This window comes from Streptomyces sp. NPDC051320 (assembly GCF_040682175.1).
In the GTDB taxonomy this organism is placed as follows: domain Bacteria; phylum Actinomycetota; class Actinomycetes; order Streptomycetales; family Streptomycetaceae; genus Streptomyces.
In genome coordinates this window covers 570,861-588,956 of sequence record NZ_JBFBAL010000002.1, presented here as the reverse complement: position 1 = coordinate 588,956, position 18,096 = coordinate 570,861, and the positions used below count along the sequence as shown (strand labels likewise).

Annotated in this window: 19 protein-coding genes; 11 read left to right on the top strand and 8 right to left on the bottom strand. The window is 69.1% G+C overall.

Going from position 1 to position 18,096, the window contains the following annotated elements; genetic code table 11:
* Positions 1-59 precede the first annotated feature (59 nt).
* Positions 60-1,088, top strand: a complete 1,029-nt coding sequence (locus AB0M87_RS06770) for an aldo/keto reductase (RefSeq protein WP_365850669.1) — start codon at positions 60-62, stop codon at positions 1,086-1,088.
* A 477-nt stretch (positions 1,089-1,565) separates the two neighbouring features.
* On the opposite strand, the gene AB0M87_RS06765 is transcribed toward AB0M87_RS06770, so the two are convergent.
* Complete coding sequence (locus tag AB0M87_RS06765; RefSeq protein ID WP_365850668.1) at positions 1,566-2,411, bottom strand: oxidoreductase; 846 nt, start codon at positions 2,409-2,411, stop codon at positions 1,566-1,568.
* A 108-nt stretch (positions 2,412-2,519) separates the two neighbouring features.
* On the opposite strand from AB0M87_RS06765, the gene AB0M87_RS06760 reads away from it, so the two are divergent.
* Genes AB0M87_RS06760 through AB0M87_RS06750 form a run of 3 tightly spaced genes read left to right on the top strand, consistent with a single transcriptional unit; the run spans position 2,520 to position 4,515 of the window.
* Positions 2,520-3,434, top strand: coding sequence for a LysR family transcriptional regulator (locus AB0M87_RS06760; protein ID WP_365850667.1), 915 nt, complete (start codon positions 2,520-2,522; stop codon positions 3,432-3,434).
* A gap of 47 nt (positions 3,435-3,481) precedes the next feature.
* Positions 3,482-3,991, top strand: a complete 510-nt coding sequence (locus tag AB0M87_RS06755; RefSeq protein WP_365850665.1) for a hypothetical protein — start codon at positions 3,482-3,484, stop codon at positions 3,989-3,991.
* Positions 3,988-4,515: a GNAT family N-acetyltransferase gene (locus AB0M87_RS06750; RefSeq protein WP_365850664.1), complete on the top strand. Its 528-nt coding sequence runs from the start codon at positions 3,988-3,990 to the stop codon at positions 4,513-4,515. Before AB0M87_RS06755 ends, AB0M87_RS06750 begins: the two co-directional genes overlap by 4 nt.
* 178 nt (positions 4,516-4,693) lie before the next feature.
* On the opposite strand, the gene AB0M87_RS06745 is transcribed toward AB0M87_RS06750, so the two are convergent.
* A complete protein-coding gene (locus AB0M87_RS06745) occupies positions 4,694-5,032 on the bottom strand; it encodes a hypothetical protein (protein ID WP_365850972.1) in 339 nt (112 codons plus the stop codon).
* A gap of 585 nt (positions 5,033-5,617) precedes the next feature.
* Between AB0M87_RS06745 and AB0M87_RS06740 the strand changes: the two genes are divergently transcribed.
* Complete coding sequence (locus AB0M87_RS06740) at positions 5,618-6,805, top strand: AAA family ATPase (protein WP_365850663.1); 1,188 nt, start codon at positions 5,618-5,620, stop codon at positions 6,803-6,805.
* Positions 6,806-7,078: 273 nt separating this feature from the next.
* A complete protein-coding gene (locus AB0M87_RS06735; RefSeq protein WP_365850661.1) occupies positions 7,079-8,386 on the top strand; it encodes an alpha/beta hydrolase fold domain-containing protein in 1,308 nt (435 codons plus the stop codon).
* Between the two features lie 271 nt (positions 8,387-8,657).
* Here AB0M87_RS06735 and AB0M87_RS06730 read toward each other — a convergent pair whose 3' ends face one another.
* Entirely contained in the window at positions 8,658-9,245 is a 588-nt protein-coding gene (locus tag AB0M87_RS06730; protein WP_365850660.1) for a TetR/AcrR family transcriptional regulator, read from the bottom strand.
* A gap of 131 nt (positions 9,246-9,376) precedes the next feature.
* Here AB0M87_RS06730 and AB0M87_RS06725 point away from each other — a divergent pair, with 131 nt between their 5' ends.
* Complete coding sequence (locus tag AB0M87_RS06725; protein ID WP_365850658.1) at positions 9,377-10,312, top strand: alpha/beta hydrolase; 936 nt, start codon at positions 9,377-9,379, stop codon at positions 10,310-10,312.
* Between the two features lie 66 nt (positions 10,313-10,378).
* Here AB0M87_RS06725 and AB0M87_RS06720 read toward each other — a convergent pair whose 3' ends face one another.
* Positions 10,379-11,281, bottom strand: coding sequence for an oxidoreductase (locus tag AB0M87_RS06720; RefSeq protein ID WP_365850656.1), 903 nt, complete (start codon positions 11,279-11,281; stop codon positions 10,379-10,381).
* Between the two features lie 292 nt (positions 11,282-11,573).
* On the opposite strand from AB0M87_RS06720, the gene AB0M87_RS06715 reads away from it, so the two are divergent.
* The gene (locus AB0M87_RS06715) at positions 11,574-12,416 is read left to right on the top strand and encodes a patatin-like phospholipase family protein (protein WP_365850654.1); all 843 of its coding nucleotides are present in this window, start codon (positions 11,574-11,576) and stop codon (positions 12,414-12,416) included.
* A 46-nt stretch (positions 12,417-12,462) separates the two neighbouring features.
* Here the strand turns inward: AB0M87_RS06715 and AB0M87_RS06710 are convergent, their stop codons facing one another.
* Positions 12,463-13,041, bottom strand: a complete 579-nt coding sequence (locus AB0M87_RS06710) for a dihydrofolate reductase family protein (RefSeq protein ID WP_365850653.1) — start codon at positions 13,039-13,041, stop codon at positions 12,463-12,465.
* Between the two features lie 103 nt (positions 13,042-13,144).
* The gene (locus AB0M87_RS06705) at positions 13,145-13,282 is read right to left on the bottom strand and encodes a hypothetical protein (RefSeq protein WP_365850652.1); all 138 of its coding nucleotides are present in this window, start codon (positions 13,280-13,282) and stop codon (positions 13,145-13,147) included.
* A 601-nt stretch (positions 13,283-13,883) separates the two neighbouring features.
* Between AB0M87_RS06705 and AB0M87_RS06700 the strand changes: the two genes are divergently transcribed.
* The gene (locus tag AB0M87_RS06700) at positions 13,884-14,939 is read left to right on the top strand and encodes a DUF4157 domain-containing protein (RefSeq protein WP_365850970.1); all 1,056 of its coding nucleotides are present in this window, start codon (positions 13,884-13,886) and stop codon (positions 14,937-14,939) included.
* Positions 14,940-15,251: 312 nt separating this feature from the next.
* Complete coding sequence (locus AB0M87_RS06695; RefSeq protein ID WP_365850651.1) at positions 15,252-15,689, top strand: VOC family protein; 438 nt, start codon at positions 15,252-15,254, stop codon at positions 15,687-15,689.
* 400 nt (positions 15,690-16,089) lie between these two features.
* On the opposite strand, the gene AB0M87_RS06690 is transcribed toward AB0M87_RS06695, so the two are convergent.
* Positions 16,090-16,593 carry a GNAT family N-acetyltransferase gene (locus AB0M87_RS06690; RefSeq protein ID WP_365850650.1) on the bottom strand — a complete coding sequence of 168 codons (504 nt, stop codon included), beginning with the start codon at positions 16,591-16,593 and terminating at the stop codon, positions 16,090-16,092.
* 268 nt (positions 16,594-16,861) lie between these two features.
* Positions 16,862-17,341 carry a hypothetical protein gene (locus AB0M87_RS06685; protein ID WP_365850649.1) on the bottom strand — a complete coding sequence of 160 codons (480 nt, stop codon included), beginning with the start codon at positions 17,339-17,341 and terminating at the stop codon, positions 16,862-16,864.
* Between the two features lie 323 nt (positions 17,342-17,664).
* Here AB0M87_RS06685 and AB0M87_RS06680 point away from each other — a divergent pair, with 323 nt between their 5' ends.
* A complete protein-coding gene (locus AB0M87_RS06680; protein ID WP_365850648.1) occupies positions 17,665-18,069 on the top strand; it encodes a VOC family protein in 405 nt (134 codons plus the stop codon).
* Positions 18,070-18,096 lie beyond the last annotated feature (27 nt).

The following is an 18,096-nucleotide window of genomic DNA, read 5'->3' as shown; positions in this document are numbered from 1 at the left end:
TTCCGCTTGCACCACTCTAGCGCGCCACTGCGCGCACCGGCCCTGCATGAGGAGAGCCAATGAAATACCGCACACTGGGCCGCACCGGCATCAAGGTCAGCCCTTACTGCCTGGGCACCATGATGTTCAACTCCCGGGGCAACCCCGACCACGACGACTGCGTACGCATAATCCACACGGCGCTGGATGCGGGCATCAACTTCGTCGACACCGCTGACGCCTACGCACGCGGTGAGTCCGAGGAGATCGTCGGCAAGGCCCTCAAGGGCCGCCGGGATGACGTCGTACTCGCCACCAAGGCGCACCTCCCCATGGGAGACGACCCCAACCAGCAGGGCAACTCGCGGCGCTGGCTGGTCCGCGCGCTGGAGGACTCGCTGCGCCGGCTGCAGACCGATCACGTCGACCTGTTCCAAGTCCATCGGCCCGCGCCGGACACCGACGTCGAGGAGACCCTCTCCGCCCTCACCGACCTGCTGCGGGCCGGCAAGGTCCGGGCCATCGGAGCCTCCACCTTTCCCGCCTCGGACATCGTCGAGGCGCAGTGGGTCGCCGAGCGGCGTGGCCTGGCGCGCTTCCGCACCGAGCAGCCGCCGTACTCGATCCTCGACCGCTCCATCGAGAGTGAGGTGCTGCCCGTCTGCGAGCGTTACGGGATGGGCGTCCTGGTCTACAGCCCTCTCGCGAAAGGCCTGCTCACCGGTCGCTACCGCAAGGGCAGTCCGGCCGATACCCACCGGGCCGGCTTCGGCTTGAAGGAGCTGGGCAACGAGCGCCGGCTCGACGCCGTCGAGCAGCTCATCCCGCTCGCCGAAGAGGCCGGGATGTCGCCGACGCACCTGGCGATGGCCTTCGCGATCGCCCACCCCGGCGTCACCTCCGCGATCATCGGCCCGCGCACCATGGACCACCTCGACGACCTGCTCGCCGGTGCCGGGACCGTCCTGACCGACGACCTGCTCGACCGGATCGACGCCATCGTGCCGCCCGGCACCACGATCGGGACGTCCGACGCGGCCTACCTCCCGCCCGCCATCCAGCAGACCGCACTGCGCCGTCGCCCGGCCGCCGACCGCGCCGCCGTCTGAACAGACCTGCGAGCGGCCGGCCCGCTGCGCTCGGGCGAAGTCCCGTTTGTGTGGTGGGTGCGGGGCAGCCCCGACCTGCGGCCGGTCCTGCTCGCCGAACTGCCGCACGACGGCGTGCGCTCAGCGGTCGGCTTCCTGCGCTACCGCCTCGTACAGAAGCTCCCCGACGCCCCGACACCACCCTTCGCCCCGCAGCCATCGCCGCCCGCTCCCGGGCTCGTCACCTGCCGAGGGCCGGGCGAGGACCACGCCTTCCGGCCCGTGCCGACGAAACCCACTGCTCACCCGGCCGCCGCCGCTCAGCCGCAACCACTCGCCGCCCCCGCTGTGCCGCCGCCCCTGTACACCCCGTGGCGCGAACGCTTCGCCACCCTCAACAGGGCACCCTGCCGGGCCCACGTGCAGGCGTACGGCCTCGGACGGGCTCACCCATGGGCTGTGGACCCACCGCGACTTGGCAAGATGTTCTGCGGCCGGTCACCGCGTGTCGAAGTCCGTCCCCCGGGAGACCTTCTCCCACGCGGCGAGCTCGGCCCGCACCGAGTCCAGGTGCCCGACGAGGGAGTCGACCGCGTCTCCGCCGAGGGCGAGCCGCAGCGGCGTGTCGTCGGAGTCCAGGGCCAGCCGGATCGCTGCCGCGGCCTTCGCCGGGTCCCCGGGCTGGGCGCCGTTGCCGCCCTGTACCACCGTCCGGGTGGCACCGACCTTCTCCGCGTACGCCGGGTGCTCCTCGGAGAAGTAGGCCGCGCCCTTGCCGAACAGATTGGTGCGGAACGCGCCGGGCTCCACGATCAGCACCTTGATGCCGAACGGCGCCACCTCGTCGGCCAGACCCTCCGACAGCTGCTCCAGTGCCGCCTTGGTCGCGCTGTACGCGGAGAACCCGGCGAAGGACAACTGCCCTCCGAAGCTGCTGATGTTCACGATCGATCCGCTTCCCCGCTCCCGCATCTGCGGGAGCAGCACCCGGGTCAGCCGGGCCGGGCCGAATACGTGCAGCTCGAACAGGTCGCGCAGCTCCCGGTCAGTGGTCTCCTCGAAGGCCCCGACCTGCGTGCGGCCGGCGCTGTTCACCAGCACGTCCACCCGGCCGTAGCGAGCCAGGACGTCGGCGGCAACCGTGTCGATCCGCTCGCCGTCGGTGACGTCCAAGCCGATCGCCTCCACCCGGTCGGGGTGTGCGGCGACCAGGTCGTCCAGCGCCTCGGTGCGCCGGGCCGTGCCGATCACCGTGTCACCGGCGGCGACAGCGGACTCGGCGATGGCCCGCCCGAAACCGCTGCTCGCGCCGGTGACCAGCCAGACCTTGCCATTCTCGGTCATCTGTTCGTCTCCCTCGTCCGGTGCCGTTCGGGACTTCCCCGCCGGCAGCTCTCATCCTTCGACGGGATCCGGGTCCACGTCCAAGACCTGCCGTGATAGCCATGCGTTATGGATGTCCATGGACGCGATCTGCGCTACTTCGCAGCGGTCGCCGAGGAGTTGAACTTCACCCGGGCCGCCGAGCGGCTGTTCGTCTCCCAGCCCGCTCTCAGCAAGCAGATACGCATGCTGGAGAAGCAGCTCGGTGCGGAGCTGTTCCACCGGGACCGGCGGGCGGTGCGGTTGACCGCGGTGGGGGAGGCCCTGCTGCCGCACGCCCGCGAGCTGCTGGCCGCCTGGCAGGCCGCCGAAGCGGCGGTGGCGGAGGCGAGGGCCGCCGAGCGGCGCACCCTGGTGATCGGCATGTCCACCAGCCCGGGCCGCGGGCTGCTGCCCGCCCTGCGCACCCGGCTGTTCTCCCGTTGCCCGGACGCCCGGCCCGTCCTGCGACAGGTCAACTGGGCCGACCCCAGCGCGGGGTTGGCGGACGGGTCCAGCGATGTCGCCTTCGTCTGGCTTCCGCTGCCGGACGCCGACCGCTATCGGTACGCGGTCGTGGCCGAGGAACCACGACTTGTGGCCCTGCCGCATGGACACCCCTTGGCGGCGCGCGCCGCAACCGACCGCGAGGGGGCGGTGGACTTCACCGACCTTCTCGACCAGCCGTTCCTCGCCCTCCCCCCGCAGGCCGGTCCGCTGCGGGACTACTGGCTGGCCCTGGACTCCCGTGCCGGTCGCGCGCCGCGGATAGGCGGGGTGGTGGCCAGCGCCGAGGAGACCCACGAGGCGGTCGCCAACGGCCAGGGTGTGGCGCTGCTGGCCACCGGTAACGCTCCGCTGGTCACTCGGGACGGGGTGATCGCCGTGCCGGTCCGGGGCATCTCCCCGTCCCAGCTGGCGGTGGCCGCCCGCCGGGACGACGAGCGGCCCTTGGTGCGGGCCTATCTGGCCGAGGCGGCGAAGGTGGCAGCCGGCACGTCCTGAACCCGGCCGGTGGCGTGCGCCTGTCGTCGTCCTTCAGGATGGCGGCCATGCAGCGTATCGAGTTCCTGAACTATCCCTCCGGGGAATCGCCGTCGGAGCTCCAGTGGGGCTTCCGTATCGATGGCACGGACCTGCGCGTGTACGCGGCCGACGCCACCCGCGCCCTCTGGCGCCTGGAGCGGGAGGACGAGGGCGCAGCCGAGGAGGAACGCTTCCTGCTTGCCCAGCACGACGGCCTCACTCTCTCCGAGGTCGGCGACCCGGCACGGCATTTCCTCGGCGATCCGGCCCCGCAGTTCGCCGATCCGCCCACCGGCACCACTCCGGTCCTGGGCTGCTCCTGCGGCCTCTGGGGTTGCTGGCCCCTGCACACGGTCATCAGCGCCACCTCCGAGACCGTCACCTGGTCCTCCTTCCGCCAGCCCTTCCGTAAGGAGTGGGGAGAGCTTGCTCTGGGCCCCTACCACTTTCCCCGGCCCGCCTACGAGGCCGCGCTCGCGCAGCCGACCCGCCTTGCTGCTGATCCGCTGCGAACGCTCGGAGGAGGTACGGCATGATGCTCGATCGCTTTGAACTGATCGCGCCGACCACCCGCCTGCATGCCGCCTGGCTCGAGGCGCATGACGAGTGGGGTCCCGGCCTGCACGAGGACGGATTCGGTCTGGGGCCGTCCGACGAGGTCGACTCGCCGGACGGGTTCGCGGCCTGGGTGGCGCGACTGGCTGACGCGCCGGGCCCGAAAGCGGGGCAGGCGGAGCCGGGTTGCCGGTACCGGTGGCTCGTCGAGGGCGACCGGGTGCACGGCGGGATCGCACTCCGGTACGGGCTCGACGACTACGTGCCGCAGTTCGGGCACATCGGCTACGGCGTGCGGCCGTCTTCTCGCCGGCGCGGGCTGGCCACCTGGGCGCTGGGCCGGATACTCGACGAGGCACGGGCACTTGGCCTGGGCCGGGTGCTGATCGTCTGCGACGCCGACAACCCCGCCTCGGCGAAGACGATCGAGCACCAGGGCGGCGCCCTCGAAAGCGTCCAGGACACCGAACACGGCCCGGCGCGGCGATACTGGATCAAGATCTAGTTGTCCGTCGGTGAGGAAGGCTTCGTGGATGTCGTCGCGGACCTCCCCGCGGATGCGCAGGCGGCGACACGAGTGACAGTCCGCGAAGGCACGCTCCACCACCGAGCGTTGAGTAGCAACGTGTCCGTCCGGCGGGAGCGGGGGCCGATCGCAGCCAGTAGCTCTCTGACGGCTCGCCTCACTGGTGGGCGGCTCGGCGCGTCCCGGTGCACAGGGCCCAGATGATGAACGCGTCGACGGCGATCAGCACGATGCCCCACAGCGGGAAGTACGGCAACCAGATGAAGTTGGCGATCATGCTCAGACCCGCAAGCACGACACCCACGAACCGGGCCCACAGTGCGCCGCTGAACAGTGCGAGGCCCGCGAGGAGGACGACGATTCCGAGGATGAGGTGAATCCAGCCCCAGCCGGTCAGGCTGAACTGGAATGTGTAGTTGTGCGTGGCGACGAAGACGTTGTCCTTGGCGAGCGCCGAGATGCCCTCGAGAATCGCCATGATGCCGCTGAAAATCATCAGGGCGGCAGCCAAGGCGGTCCAGCCGGCCACAGCAGGACTGTGTCCGGAACCACCTGCCGCGTTACCCGTTCGGGTTTCACCGTGACTGGTCATGTCGGTCTCTCCTTCGACCGGGAGATGCCGCCTACGGCCTGGGCCGATGGGCAGCCTCACATTCCAGACTGACATGGCAGGCGCGGCTCAGCATCCGAAGCGAAGAGGAGCACCTCAGGACGACCGAGCCCGGTGTTCTCCCGGACGAGACGGGGGGCAGGGCGGGGGCAGGGCGGTATGCGGCCGTCCGCGACCTGACCTGGTGAGTGTCGCCGACGCGTCCTGTACCGTCGAATGGAGAACGCTGAAGACCGGCCAACGCGACGCGGGGACAACTCCGGCTCAACGCGTACGCACCGAGCCACGGCGGCCCACATGGTTGAAGCACCCATAATGCGCTCCCCGCCTCACACATCAAGCAGTGGTCGCCAGGACCGCCGTACGTTGTCGGCCACCGGCGACCCGGTCCTGGCGACGCGGTTCGCGATTCCGATGGTCCCGTCGACTTTCGTCCGCAGATTGCGGCTGACAAGACGCCTGGCGGACGGGGTGAACAAGCCATTGACCGTCGTGAACGGTCCGGCGGGGGCAGGCAAGACCCTCTGTGTCGCCGACTGGCTCGCGCAGGAAGCGGTGCCGTGGCCCACCGTGTGGCTCACGATGGAACACGGCGACAGAGCCCCGGGCACGTTCTGGGCCTACGTGCTCGAGGCCATGCACCATCACGGACTGTCCCCGCAGCCCGACGTCGGCAGTCCGGCTCGTGCCGACGAGGTTGACCGCTTGTTGCTGGTCCGTCTTGCCGCGTACCTGAACGGACGCCCCGATCCCGTGCTCCTGGTGCTGGACGAGTTCGACAGGGTGTCCTCACGGGAGATCGCCGAGCAGGTGGAATTTCTTCTCCGGCACGCCGGCCGCGGACTGCGGCTGGTGCTCATCAGCCGTGTGGAGCCGCTGCTCCCCCTGCACCGGTGGCGTGCGGCCGACGAGATCACCGACATAGGCGCCGCTGATCTGGCATTCAGCCCGCAGGAGATCACCGAACTTCTGGCCCGCCACGGCCTGAGCCCTTCAGGCGAGACGGTGCGGCTGCTGACCGAACGCACCGAGGGTTGGGCGGCGGGTGTGCGGCTGTGTGCCCTGGCCATGGGACAGACCGACGAGCCCGACAGGTTCCTTGCCGAATTCGAGGCGGGGCACAGCACTGTCGCCGATTTCCTGCTCTGCGAAGTGCTGGCCAGGCAGCCCGCTGAGACCCAGGAACTGCTGCTACGGGCGAGTGTGCTGGAGCGGATCCATCCCAGCCTGGCCAACGCCTTGACCGGGCGAGAAAATGCCGAGGGGATCCTGGCCGCGCTGGAGCGGGCGAACACCTTCGTGACCGGGGTGGGTCATTCCTGGTACCGGCTCCATCCGCTCTTCGCGGAGATATTGCGGGTTCACCTGCGTTCCCGCTATCCGGGCCTCGAACGGGAGCTGCACCGCGCGGCGGCCCGGTGGCTGTGCCAGGCCGGGCAACTTATCGACGCACTGCCACATGCTGCCGCCGCGGGCGAGTGGAAGTTCGCCGCCGAACAGGTCGTCGGTTGTCTGGCGGTCGGACAGCTGTTCACCGGCAGAGACACCGCGAAGCTGGACGCCGGCCTGTCGGGCATGCCCTCGGATGTTTCCGGGGCGGGCCCGGAACTGGTGCGGGCCGCGCGCAGCCTCGCGCGGTATGACGTCGCTTCAGGTTGAATCTGCTCTGATACGGGCGACCCACCAGCTTGGCACCTCATCCTGTCCGTCTCTGCCGCCGCAGGCCGGCTCGGGCCGTCTTCGTCCTGGCGCGTCCTTCCTCGCACAGGTTGCGCCACGGCCTTGAGGTGATCTCCACGGCGGGTTCGGCGCGGTTTCACAGGGGGCGGGGAGACGAGGGCACTACGGTCGGGATCGGGTCCGCAGGAGATGGTCCCGCCGGTCCCTGTTCCCGATGAGAGGGTGAGGGCGGAACCCGGCCGGAAGGGCAGTATGGACGCAACGTTTTCACTGATCCTGCTGGCACTGTTCTTGTGGGGCCTGTGCTCGCAACGAGTGGCCAAGGCAGAGCTCACCGCTCCCGTCGTCTTCGTCCTGCTCGGCCTGCTGATGCACGAGGGAATCAGCACGGTGGACCTGGAGCCCTCCCCGGAAGCGGTCAAGGCGCTGGCGGAGATCACCCTCACCTGGGTGCTGTTCACCGACGCGGCGCGTCTGTCGATCCCGTCCGTACGCGCGGATCTGCGCCTGTACCTTCGTCTGCTGACGGTGGGTCTGCCGCTGTGTATCGGACTGGGGACCCTGTTGGCCTGCGCCCTCCTCCCGCACGTATCGGGCTGGGTCGCTCTCTACGTCGCTGCCGCGCTGGCGCCGACGGATGCGGCGCTGGGCGCGTCGGTGATGTCGAATCCATCGGTACCCGGGCGAATCCGCCGGGCGATCAATGTGGAGAGCGGTCTCAACGACGGCATCGCCACACCTTTCGTGGTGTTGGCACTGGCCGGAATCGCCGCAGCGGAGACCGGGCGAAACCATCAGGGGGCCAGTGGCGCACTTGTGGAACTGCTGATCGGTCTGGCGTACGGGGGTGCGCTGGCGTCCGTCGAGAACGGCGTGGTGCTCTACGTCCACGGCGGCGGTTTCGAGTACCGCATGCCCGAGCTGATGAACCTGACCGCCCACCGGGTCTCGCGGGTGACCGACCGCCCCGTGCTCGTCGTGCACTATCGTCTCGCGCCGGCCGACCCCTACCCGGCCCCGCTGGACGACGTCGTTGCCGTCTATCGGAGTCTGCTCGACCAGGGCGTGCCCGCCGCGAAGATCACCGTGTTCTGTGAGTCCTCCGGTGCCACGCTGGCACTGTCCGCCCTGCTCGTTCTCAAGGAGTCCGGCACCGCCCTTCCGGCCGCCGTCATCGCCAACTCCCCGGTCACCGACCTCACCCTGGCCAGCCCGTCCATCGACAACAACAGCGCCCACGACTCGGGCGTCGACCGGGCGATGTTCACCCACCTCGTCGGCCAGTACCTGGGCGGCGCCCGTCCCGACCGGGCTCCGCAGTCGCCGATGCACGGCGCCCTCGACGGCCTGCCGCCACTGCTGTTCACGGTCGGCGCGGCGGAGGCGCTCCTGGACGACACCTTGCGCTTCGCGGAGGCGGCCTCCGGCCCCGGGGTCAAGGTCTGCGTCGATGTGTACGAGGCGATGCCGCACGTCTTCCAGGTCCTGATCATCTCCGACGAGAACCCGGCGGGCAGGAGACTGCTGGCACGCTTCGCCGAGTGGGTCGCCGCCGCGTAGGCACACAGCAGAGCAGTCCCGATCCCCGGCAAAGATCGACCGGACAGGACCAAGCCGTCGAGCCGCCCGAAGCTCCAGGTGTGCACATGACGCCGCACTCGACCGCACGCCTCGCTTTGATGTGCAGCGGATGCCACGCCGACACTGAACACCGCTGCCGGTGCCGAGTGCGGCGCCGTAGTAGTGCGCTCCCTCCGTTGCGGCCCATCGGTGGCTGACTGCCGGGCAGAAGTACGTCAGGTTGACGGTGGACACCTATCCGCGACGCTGGTTACGCGGCGCGCAACGCCTGCGAGAGCGCGTCGACGCTCACGCCCACAATGGCCAGGAGCTGTGCCCGGGTCGCCCCGGCTCTGCTCATGACGGCGAGGGACTGGTTCACGGCCGCCACGTGTACAGCGAAGGCTTCGGCGTCCTGGTCGGTCAATCGGCCGGCCGTCAGCGCGGCGCGCAGGCGCGCGCACTGGAAGCCCAGCGCCTCCTTCGCGTGCGCCGCGACGCTCGGGCTCAGCACCGGAATGGCCATGGCCGACTGGGCGACCAGGCAACCGTCCGGCAGTTCGGGATCGGCGATGCGCTCGAGGGTGACGTCGAAGAACGCACGAACAGCTGTCAGAGGTTCCGAGGCGGCACACGCCAGGGCGGCGTCGTACTTGTCGCCGTAGCGCGCGGCGTAGCGATCCAGGCAGCGCAGGAAGAGCGTGTCCTTGTCGCCGAGCGAGGAGTAGATGGAACTCCGGTTCAGGCCGGTTGCCCGGGACAAAGCGTCCAGCGAGGTGTCGGCGTAACCGGCGCGCCAGAACTGGATCATCGCGGCGTCGAGCGCCGCGTCCATGTCGAACTGCTTCTTGCCTGCCACGGGGCTCTTCTCGCCGATGTGTCGAAGTTTCGGACTGCGTTGCGCACCATTTTATCTTGAACCGGACGGTTCAAGATGTGTTAGCGTTCCAGCACGGTCATGGCCGGACCTGACACCGATGGAGGATCTCCGTGACGGACCACCCGACCAGCGTTCGGCATGTCTCCGCAAGCAACCCCGTCCGCGACCTGCCCCTGCACGACCTGGCCGGATTCACGCACCGCTGGGTCGACGCGCACGGTGTCCGCCTTCACGCCGTCGAAGGCGGCCGGCCGACCGCCCCGACCGTGGTGCTGCTCGCCGGATTCCCGCAAACCTGGTGGGCCTGGAGAAAGGTGATGCCCAGCCTCGCCGCCCGGTTCCACGTCATCGCGATCGACCTGCCGGGCCAGGGCCACTCCGAGTGCCCGGAGCGCAGCTACGACACGCACACGGTCGCCGCGCACGTCCACGCCGCCGTGCAGGCCCTCGGCGTGTCGACGTACTGGCTGGTCGCCCACGACATCGGCGCCTGGGTCGCCTTCTCCCTCGCCCTCAACTTCGAGAGCGAGCTGCGCGGGGTCGCTCTGCTCGACGCCGGAATTCCCGGCATCACTCTCCCGGAATCGATCCCCACCGACCCGGAGCGGGCGTGGAAGACCTGGCACTTCGCGTTCCACCTGGTGCCCGGCCTGCCGGAGACGCTGCTTGCCGGCCGCGAACGGGAGTACGTCGGCTGGTTCCTGAAGGTGAAGGCCCTCTCTCCCGATACGTTCGACGACGCCGAGCTCGACCACTACGCAGCGGCCGTCGCCGTCGACGGTGGCCTCCGCGCTTCCCTCGCCTACTACCGGGACGCCGCCGAGTCGGCGCGCAGGAACCACGAGGCGCTCGAGCGAAAGCACCTGACCGTGCCGGTCCTCGGGATCTCCAGCAGCCACGGCTCCGTTCCGGACATGGCGGCCTCCATCAGCCCGTGGGCCGACGACACCACCGGAGTCGTGGTGCCCGACGCCGGACACTTCATCCCCGACGAGCAGCCCGCAGCCGTCGTTGCGGCGCTGGACGATTTCATCGTCGACGACTGACGCCGGTCACACCTGCCCGACTGCGCACAGCCCCGGGCCGTGGGCTTGTCGGCCACCGGCGGAAACTCAGTCCGTGGGGCGGCTGGGCAGGTCGAGGAGCGTCATCTCCTCGTCCGTCAGCCGAAGCGCCCCCGCCGCCAGGTTGTCGATCAGGTGGTCCGGATTGCCCGTGCCGGGGATGGCCAGTACGTGGGCGCCCCGGTGCAGGGTCCAGGCCAGGCGGATCTGCGCGGGCGACGCCCCATGCGCCTCGGCCACCGCGAGTACCTGCTCGCTCTCCACTTCGACGGCGCCCCCCTCGCCGCCTTGGCCGGCGATGGAGTAGAAGGGCACGAAGGCGATGCCCTGGGCCGCGCAGTGACGAACCATCGCATCGTGGGCCCGCGCGTCGATCCCGTAGCGGTTCTGGACGCATACGACCGGTGCGATCGCCTCTGCTTCGGCGAGATGCTCCGGCCGGACATTGGAGACTCCGAGGTGACGAACGAGCCCGGCGTCGCGCAACTCGGCGAGCGCCCCGAAGTGCTCGGTGATGGACTCCTGGCGCATGCGGCGCAAGTTGACCAGGTCGAGATGGTCGCGGCCGAGCTGGCGCAGGTTCTCCTCGACCTGGCCGCGAAGCTCGTCAGGGCGGGCCGCGGTGTCCCACTCACCCGACGCGTCCCGGGCCGGACCGACCTTGGTGGCGATGACGAGGTCGTCCGCATACGGCGCCAGCGCCGAGTTGATCAGTTCGTTGGCGGAGCGCAACCGCGAGAAGTAGAACGCCGCGGTGTCGATGTGGTTGACGCCGAGCTCCACCGCCCGGCGCAGCACTCCGATGACGCGGCTACGGTCGCTGGGCGTGCCCAGGTGGAAGGCCCCGCCATCGCCGGTCAGGCGCATCGCGCCGAAGCCGATCCGGTTGACCTTCAGGTCGCCGAGCAGCCAGGTACCCGCGTCGGCTGCGGAAACCGTGTCGTGTGTCATTTTGCCCAGTTTCTTCGGAACGGACCGCACCCTCGGGCCACGTGAGGGGCGAGCCCTGGAGTATGCACGACGGCAGCCGCAGCGCGAAGGTGCGAAGGCGTGGGCAAATGTCACAGCGGATCGGGGAACTGGAGGGGTGGCGGGGCGAGTTGTTACTCGTAGAACATCGCACCGCATCCCGGCCCGCCGGACGGCCGCCCCACGACGACCTCCGCGGTAGGGAATGTCCCTGCCGTCCCACGGACTTCGCAGCGACGACGTTGAGCCGGGTCCGCAGCCCTGGGAGACGGAAATGACGAACGAACGCGCACTGGTCATCGGCGGTGGCGGAGTAGCCGGAATCGCCTGGGTGACGGGCGTGCTGGCCGGGCTCGCCGACGCCGGGGCCGATGTCACCGACGCGGACTTCCTGCTCGGCACCTCGGCCGGTTCCGCGGTGGGCGCACAGGTCACCAGCGGCGTGGAGCTGTCCGCGCTGTTCCAGGCCCAAGTGGACCCCGCACTCCAACGCGAGGAACTGAAGCCGAGGGAAGGCGCGCTCCTCGAGGTCTTCGAGTTCGGCGAGAAGGTGGACGCGGAGGTCAGCGACCCGGTGGAACGCCTGCGTCGGATGGGCGAGATGGCCCGGGCCGCCGACACCGTGACCGAGGCCGAGCGACGGCCCGTCATCGAGGCCAGGCTGCCGTCCCACACCTGGCCGGACCGCAACCTGTCCGTGGTCGCCGTGCACGCCACCACCGGTGAGACCCGGCTCTTCGACCGTGCCTCCGGGGTCGGCCTGGTGGACGCCGTGACCGCGAGTTGCGCCATCCCCGGCGTCTGGCCCGCCGCGACGATCGGCGACGCCCGGTACATCGACGGCGGCATCCGGTCCTTCACCAACCTCGACCTCGCGGCCGGCTACGCACGCACCCTCGTCATCGCGCCGATGCCCGATCCGGTACTCGATGCCGACGCGGCCTCTATCGCCGAGCACGGCGGTCGCATCGAGGTCATCACCCCTGACGAGGCCGCGCTGGACGCCTTCGGCACCGACCCGTTGTCCCCCGCCAGCAGGACCCCGGCGGGCCACGCCGGTTACGCCCAGGGCCGGGCGGCCGCCCAGGCAGTCATCGCGCTGTGGAACGGTGCGTAGCGCCCGGCGCCGCTTCCCGCATCACTCCGGTTCGTCGACGATGGACTCAGACATGCAGGGTCGGCCGGTAGACGAGCTCCTGGATGTGGCTGTCGAGCGTCCGGTGCTCGATCAGCTCGAGGTCGAAGTCGGCCGCACCCTGGAAGACCGGGTCCGCCCCGGTCCGACCGGTGATCACAGGGAAGAGCGTCACCTGGACGCGGTCGACCAGACCGGCGGCCATCAGCGCCCGGTTCATCGACAGACTGCCGTGCGAGCGCAACGGCACCTCGGACTCCTCCTTGAGCCGCGCGACGACGTCGACGGCGTTCCCGCTCACAACGTTCGCGTCCGGCCAGTCGAGGGGTCCTTCCAGCGTGGTCGACACCACCGTTGCCGGCAGGCTCCTCATCCGCGTGACCCAGGGGTCACGCACGTCGGACTCTTCGGTGCTCGATGCCAGCATCCGCGCGAACGCCCGATATGTGGTGGCCCCGAAGACCATCCGCTGCTGCCCGCCGTACAGGGCGAGGCGGTGGTCGAGTAGCTCGGGGCCTTGCTTGCCCCAGTAGCCGGTCCAGTTGCCTCCGGCGGCGCCGAAGCCGTCGAGGCTGGAAAAGACGTCGAAAGTGTAGGTAGCGGTCATGATGCTCTTTTCGAGTGATTGATCGCGCGTTGGGAAGGCAGAGCCGGGAACCACGGTGAAACTCATCGCCCGTGGACTCGCGGAGTCCGGCTGCCGGCTTCGTTCACTTCAGCTGAAAGCGATTGTCGACGAGTTTCAACAGCGAGTTGCGGGCGGCGCGCTCGCGGAGTTCACGAGTCTCGTCGAGCGGACAGGACCTGGTGACGTGGCGCAGATCGGTGGCCAGGGAATCGATCTTCACGGCTTGCCGGGCCGCGTTAGCCTTCCGGGATGAGGGGCACGGGCCGGTATCGGTGGCGCACCCGATGGTGAAGGCTGCTGCCCTGGAGCCTTGTCGAGCGCGGTTTCCTCGGCAAGGGCAGACGGGACTGCGGGGCGCATGAGTGGTACAACCACGACCGGTGTGTCGCCAGGTGCTATCACTGTGAGGCCGGTGAACGGCCCTGGGGCGCAGCGTCCGGCAGCCTCGTCCCGCCGGCCCATAGGTGATGTCGCTTCGTCTCTGACCCGGAGCCCCCCCGCATGTGACGCGCGGCCGACGGCACCCGCGCGTACGACAGCCCTGGCCCCCGGGCCCCGGCTGCACGCCGGATGCCGCAGTCCAACTCTGCCTGTTCGGCCGGGAATCCTGCCCCTGATTACCTGGATCCCTCACACCGGTTCGCGTAGAACAAGGCAAGGTGACCACTGACCTGAGGAGCGCTATGGAATCCGCAGAACGCAAGGTGTCCCCAGCGAAAGAAGAAACGACCCACCACCTTCGCCCTGCGGATTCAGCGAACAAAGACCTTCGGGGGATCCTCGGACTGCAGCGCACCGCAGGCAACGCGGCCGTCGTTCAGATGCTGCGACATGCCGGACACGAGCGGGCCCAGGACCGGCACGAGCACGGTGCCGGCTGCGGCCACCGCGCCGATACGCCTGCCGTGCAACGCGCCACCGCCCAGGACGTCCTCCGGCAGCCGGGGCGCCCGCTGGACAGCGAAGTCCGCGCCGAAATGGAAGCCCGGTTCGACACAGGCTTCTCCGACGTCCGCATCCACGCGGGCAGTGCCGCACAGGCTTCGGCGGCCGCACTGGGAGCGCGAGCCTACACATCCGGTAGCCACGTGGTGATCGGGCAGGGCGGCGAGGACAAACACACCCTCGCCCACGAACTCACCCACGTCATCCAGCAGCGCCAAGGCCCTGTCGCCGGCACGGACAACGGCAACGGTCTGCGGGTGAGCGACCCCTCCGACCGGTTCGAGCGCGAGGCCGAGGACAACGCCCGCCGGGTGATGAGCGGCTCGGTTTCCACCAGGGGTTCCGACCCGGCGGAGAGCGACACCTCGGGCGGGGACCGGCCGACGGTTTCCCGGGCGATCCAGCGGTACTACAGCGGCCGCCACACCGTTACCTACGCTTCCTCATCCACGAGCGGAGTGGGTAGCTACATGGAAGCCGAACTGCACCCCGGGTCGATCAAATACGGTGGAAAGCCGAAGGTGAAGCCCAGTTGGTGGCCCAAGACGGGGACGCCGACAGGGGACTGGTTCGCCAAGTACATGGTGCAGGGCCACCTCCTCAACGACAACCTCGGCGGCCCCGGCAACACGTTGGACAACCTGACGCCCCTCACCAAGGCCGGCAACCGGAAGCACCACGAAATGACGGAGTACAACGTAAAGGACGAGATCAAAGCAGGCAGAATAGTGGTGTACAAGGTCGAAGCGGTATTCGACGGGCAAGTCACCGGGGCGAGCCTCGGGGCAACAGGCTCAGTGGCTGCCGAGATCGACCGGTATTACGCGCAGTCGATTCCCACGTACCTGAATTGCCAGACGACTGTCCACGACCCGAGGACAGGGCAGGAGATGTACGGCGAAGGCTGGATCGTGCATAACACGGTGGCCTAGGAATCGTTCGAGGACGGGGCAGCGCCCGGAACGCGGGTCTCCGCCCGTCTCCGGCTCTGGTCCGTCGGCCGATGCCGCCAGAACGCGCCCGGTGGGCCGTCCCGGGATCGGTGGCGTGAGCCCGGTCGTCATCGGTAGTACGAAGGTGAGCCCGCCCGATCGGGTGACTCAAGGCTGGTCCGGGCGCGCGTGTCGCGGCCCTTGGGAAGCAGGCGGATAGGTTGAGCGGGATCCGGCCGCTGAAAGCCGTGCCGGCGAGGCCGAATCTCCGGCCCTCGCAGTCCAGTCCCAGCAGGGAGTGCAACCACCGGCATGGACATTCTCTTCATCACGAGCGTGGCGGCGGTCGTCGCCGACCCGCCGCTGAGCCGCAAGCTTTTCATCGATGCTCTTGGCCTCCCCCTGGAGGGGGAAGGCGACGGCTACTACTCCAGCGGGAGCGTCCCCGGCAGCAAGCACTTCGGCCTGTGGCCGCTCTCGCAGGCAGCCGAGGCATGCTTCGGCACGGCCCAGTGGCCCGTCGGCCGGGTGGTCCCGCAGGCATCGATCGAGTTCGAGGTGGCGAACGCGGAAGCCGTCACAGCCGCCGGTGCCGAGCTTCAGCGTGCGGGCTTCGAGCTGGTGCACCAGGCCCGCACCGAGCCGTGGGGCCAGACGGTGGCCAGACTTATCACGGCGGACGGCTTGATTGTCGGGATCTCCTACGCCCCCTCCTTGCACGGGTTGCAGGACGGCCGGCACCCCGGGTGAGCACAGCCCGACATGGGACGCCCTCGCACCATGTTCGCAGGTCACCCCTTGGACTCAATCGTGGATCCGGGGCGGTCTCCACTGCGGGTGACTATGCGTCGCGGTCACTTCGGCGGCCTGGACCGAGCGAGCGCACCACCCGCGCCGCCGCCGTGCTGTCGAAGAGATGACGGGCGGGGTCCACCTCGTCCCAGGTCAGAGCGCGAGGCCACAGCTCGGATATCACCGCGCAAGCCTGCCACGGCCACCCTGCGGTGGGGCAAGTGCATTACCGCTGGGCTTGAAACGGCGTGTGTCGGACGTGTCTTCAGCCTCGGGTCCGTCCGCCCGGCGGTCTCGTCGAGCATCCGCCGCAGCGTCCTCTCCTGAAGGTGGTCCTCGCGCAAGGCGCGTCCCCGCGTCACGGCAACGAGCGGGTGAGCCACGCCACTTCACCACTCTCCTCCGTGGAAACGTGATGCCGCGCGAACCCGAGCTTCTCAAGGACACGGAACGACGGTGTGTTCCCTGTGCCGACGGTCGCCCAGAGCCGCTTCCGCCCGGTCGCGATAGCGGCATCGAGCACCGCGCCGGCCGCCTCGGTGGCGTACCCACGCCCCTGCGCGCGCTGGAACAACTCATACGCGATTTCGGGCTCCTCCACGGTGGAGCGGCCGATGATCAACCCGCAGTAGCCGATGAAGTCGCCTTCGTCACGGCGCTGGATGGGCAGCAGGGCGATGCCCGTTGTCTCCGTTGCGGTGAGCAGCTTCGCGATGAGCGTCCGGGTGTGCTCGACCGTGGGCGTCCCGTTGCCGCGTTCGGATTGGAGTGCGCGGAGCTCAGCGGCGTCCGACTCGGCCCACGGCCGCAGTACCAGCCGCTCGGTCTCGAGGTGGAATGACATCGTCTCGTACGTAGACATGCTCCTACTCTGCCCCACGGGTCACGATCCAGCTGGAGTACTACCCACCGGACGACCAAGCGCTCGGCCCAACGACCCACCACCACAAACAGCACCCTCGGACAGTGGTGGCCCTCATCCTGCCGCCGTAAGGGGCCGTGAGGTTTCGGGCACTGACCTCTGGTGGTGATCCTGCCCCGGGTCAACCAACCCGGCAGGTCTCAGATCTGGGGGCAGCTCCGGCGGCCTACTGGGCTTCACCGCGTCCGGCTCCACTGGCACTGACGGCCTATGCGTCTTTCGCGGCGGAGTGCACGGCCGGGTGTCGATGGCCGCGCGCTGCGGCCCACACGATGGACACCACAAGGACCACCACCCCCAGCGCTGCCAGACCGGCCAGCACCTCGGACAAGGTGCCGTCGGTCAGCTCCGCCCGATTCAGCCGGCCGCCGTCCAGCACGCCTCTGCTGAGCAGGACGGACGCCGAAAGGCCCGCGACGTCGGCGCTCAGGAGCAGGAAGAGGATCCATATCTGGCTCACTCGCAGCCATCCGACCGTCAGGCCGCCGATGACCAGGCTCACGACGGATGTCGGCAGCGATGCGGTCGCCCCGTCGATGTGGAACTGCGCGTCAAGCCAGGCGGCGGCGCCCAGCGAGACCAGGGCGAAGAAGAGAGTGACGGCGCAGCGCCACGCCGTCCCGTAGCGGGTCCGTGGCACCGGAAGCGGTTCGGTCGCCGGGTCGGCGGTCGGATCGGTGAGAGACATGGCCACCATGATGTCGCCGTCAACAGATGGATCCAAGAGACCGGCCAGGAGACCGGGCAAGAGATGGCGCACCGCCACTGGCGTCGAGCTTGTCGCAGGTCATCCGACATCGGCCATCCCGGTTCGTGACTCCGGGCCACCTCCCCGATGAGTTGCCGACGGGGCTTCGCTCTGATGGACGAGGGCGGGGTCTCCTACGTGGTGCGGGTGTCGACGCCAAGCGGGGTGTTGCTTAGGATCGCAGGCACGGCATCGCGTGTCGGTCACCGGCCGGGTGAGGCATGGAGGTGCCCGTGAGATTGCCTTGCGGAGGCATTCCACACATGTCAGTCGAGTTGAATCACACCATCGTCCATGCCCGGGACAACCGGGAGTCGGCCGAGTTCCTGGCGCACATCCTGGGGCTCGAAGTAAGGACCGAGTGGGGTCCGTTCATTCCCGTGGCCACCGGCAACGGGGTCACCCTGGACTTCGCCGCCATCCCCGCGGAGTCGATCGTCATGCAGCACTACGCGTTCCTCGTTTCCGACGAGGAGTTCGACGCTGCCTTCGCGCGTATCCAGCAGGCCGGGATCACGTACTACGCCGATCCACATCTGAAGCAGCCCGGGGAGATCAACCACCACCACGGTGGGCGCGGCCTGTACTTCATGGATCCGGCCGGGCACGGCATGGAGATCATCACGCGGCCCTATGGCAGCCACGAGCAGACACCGACGGCTTCCTGAGGCAGTGGCAGGCCAGGCACTGTCCTG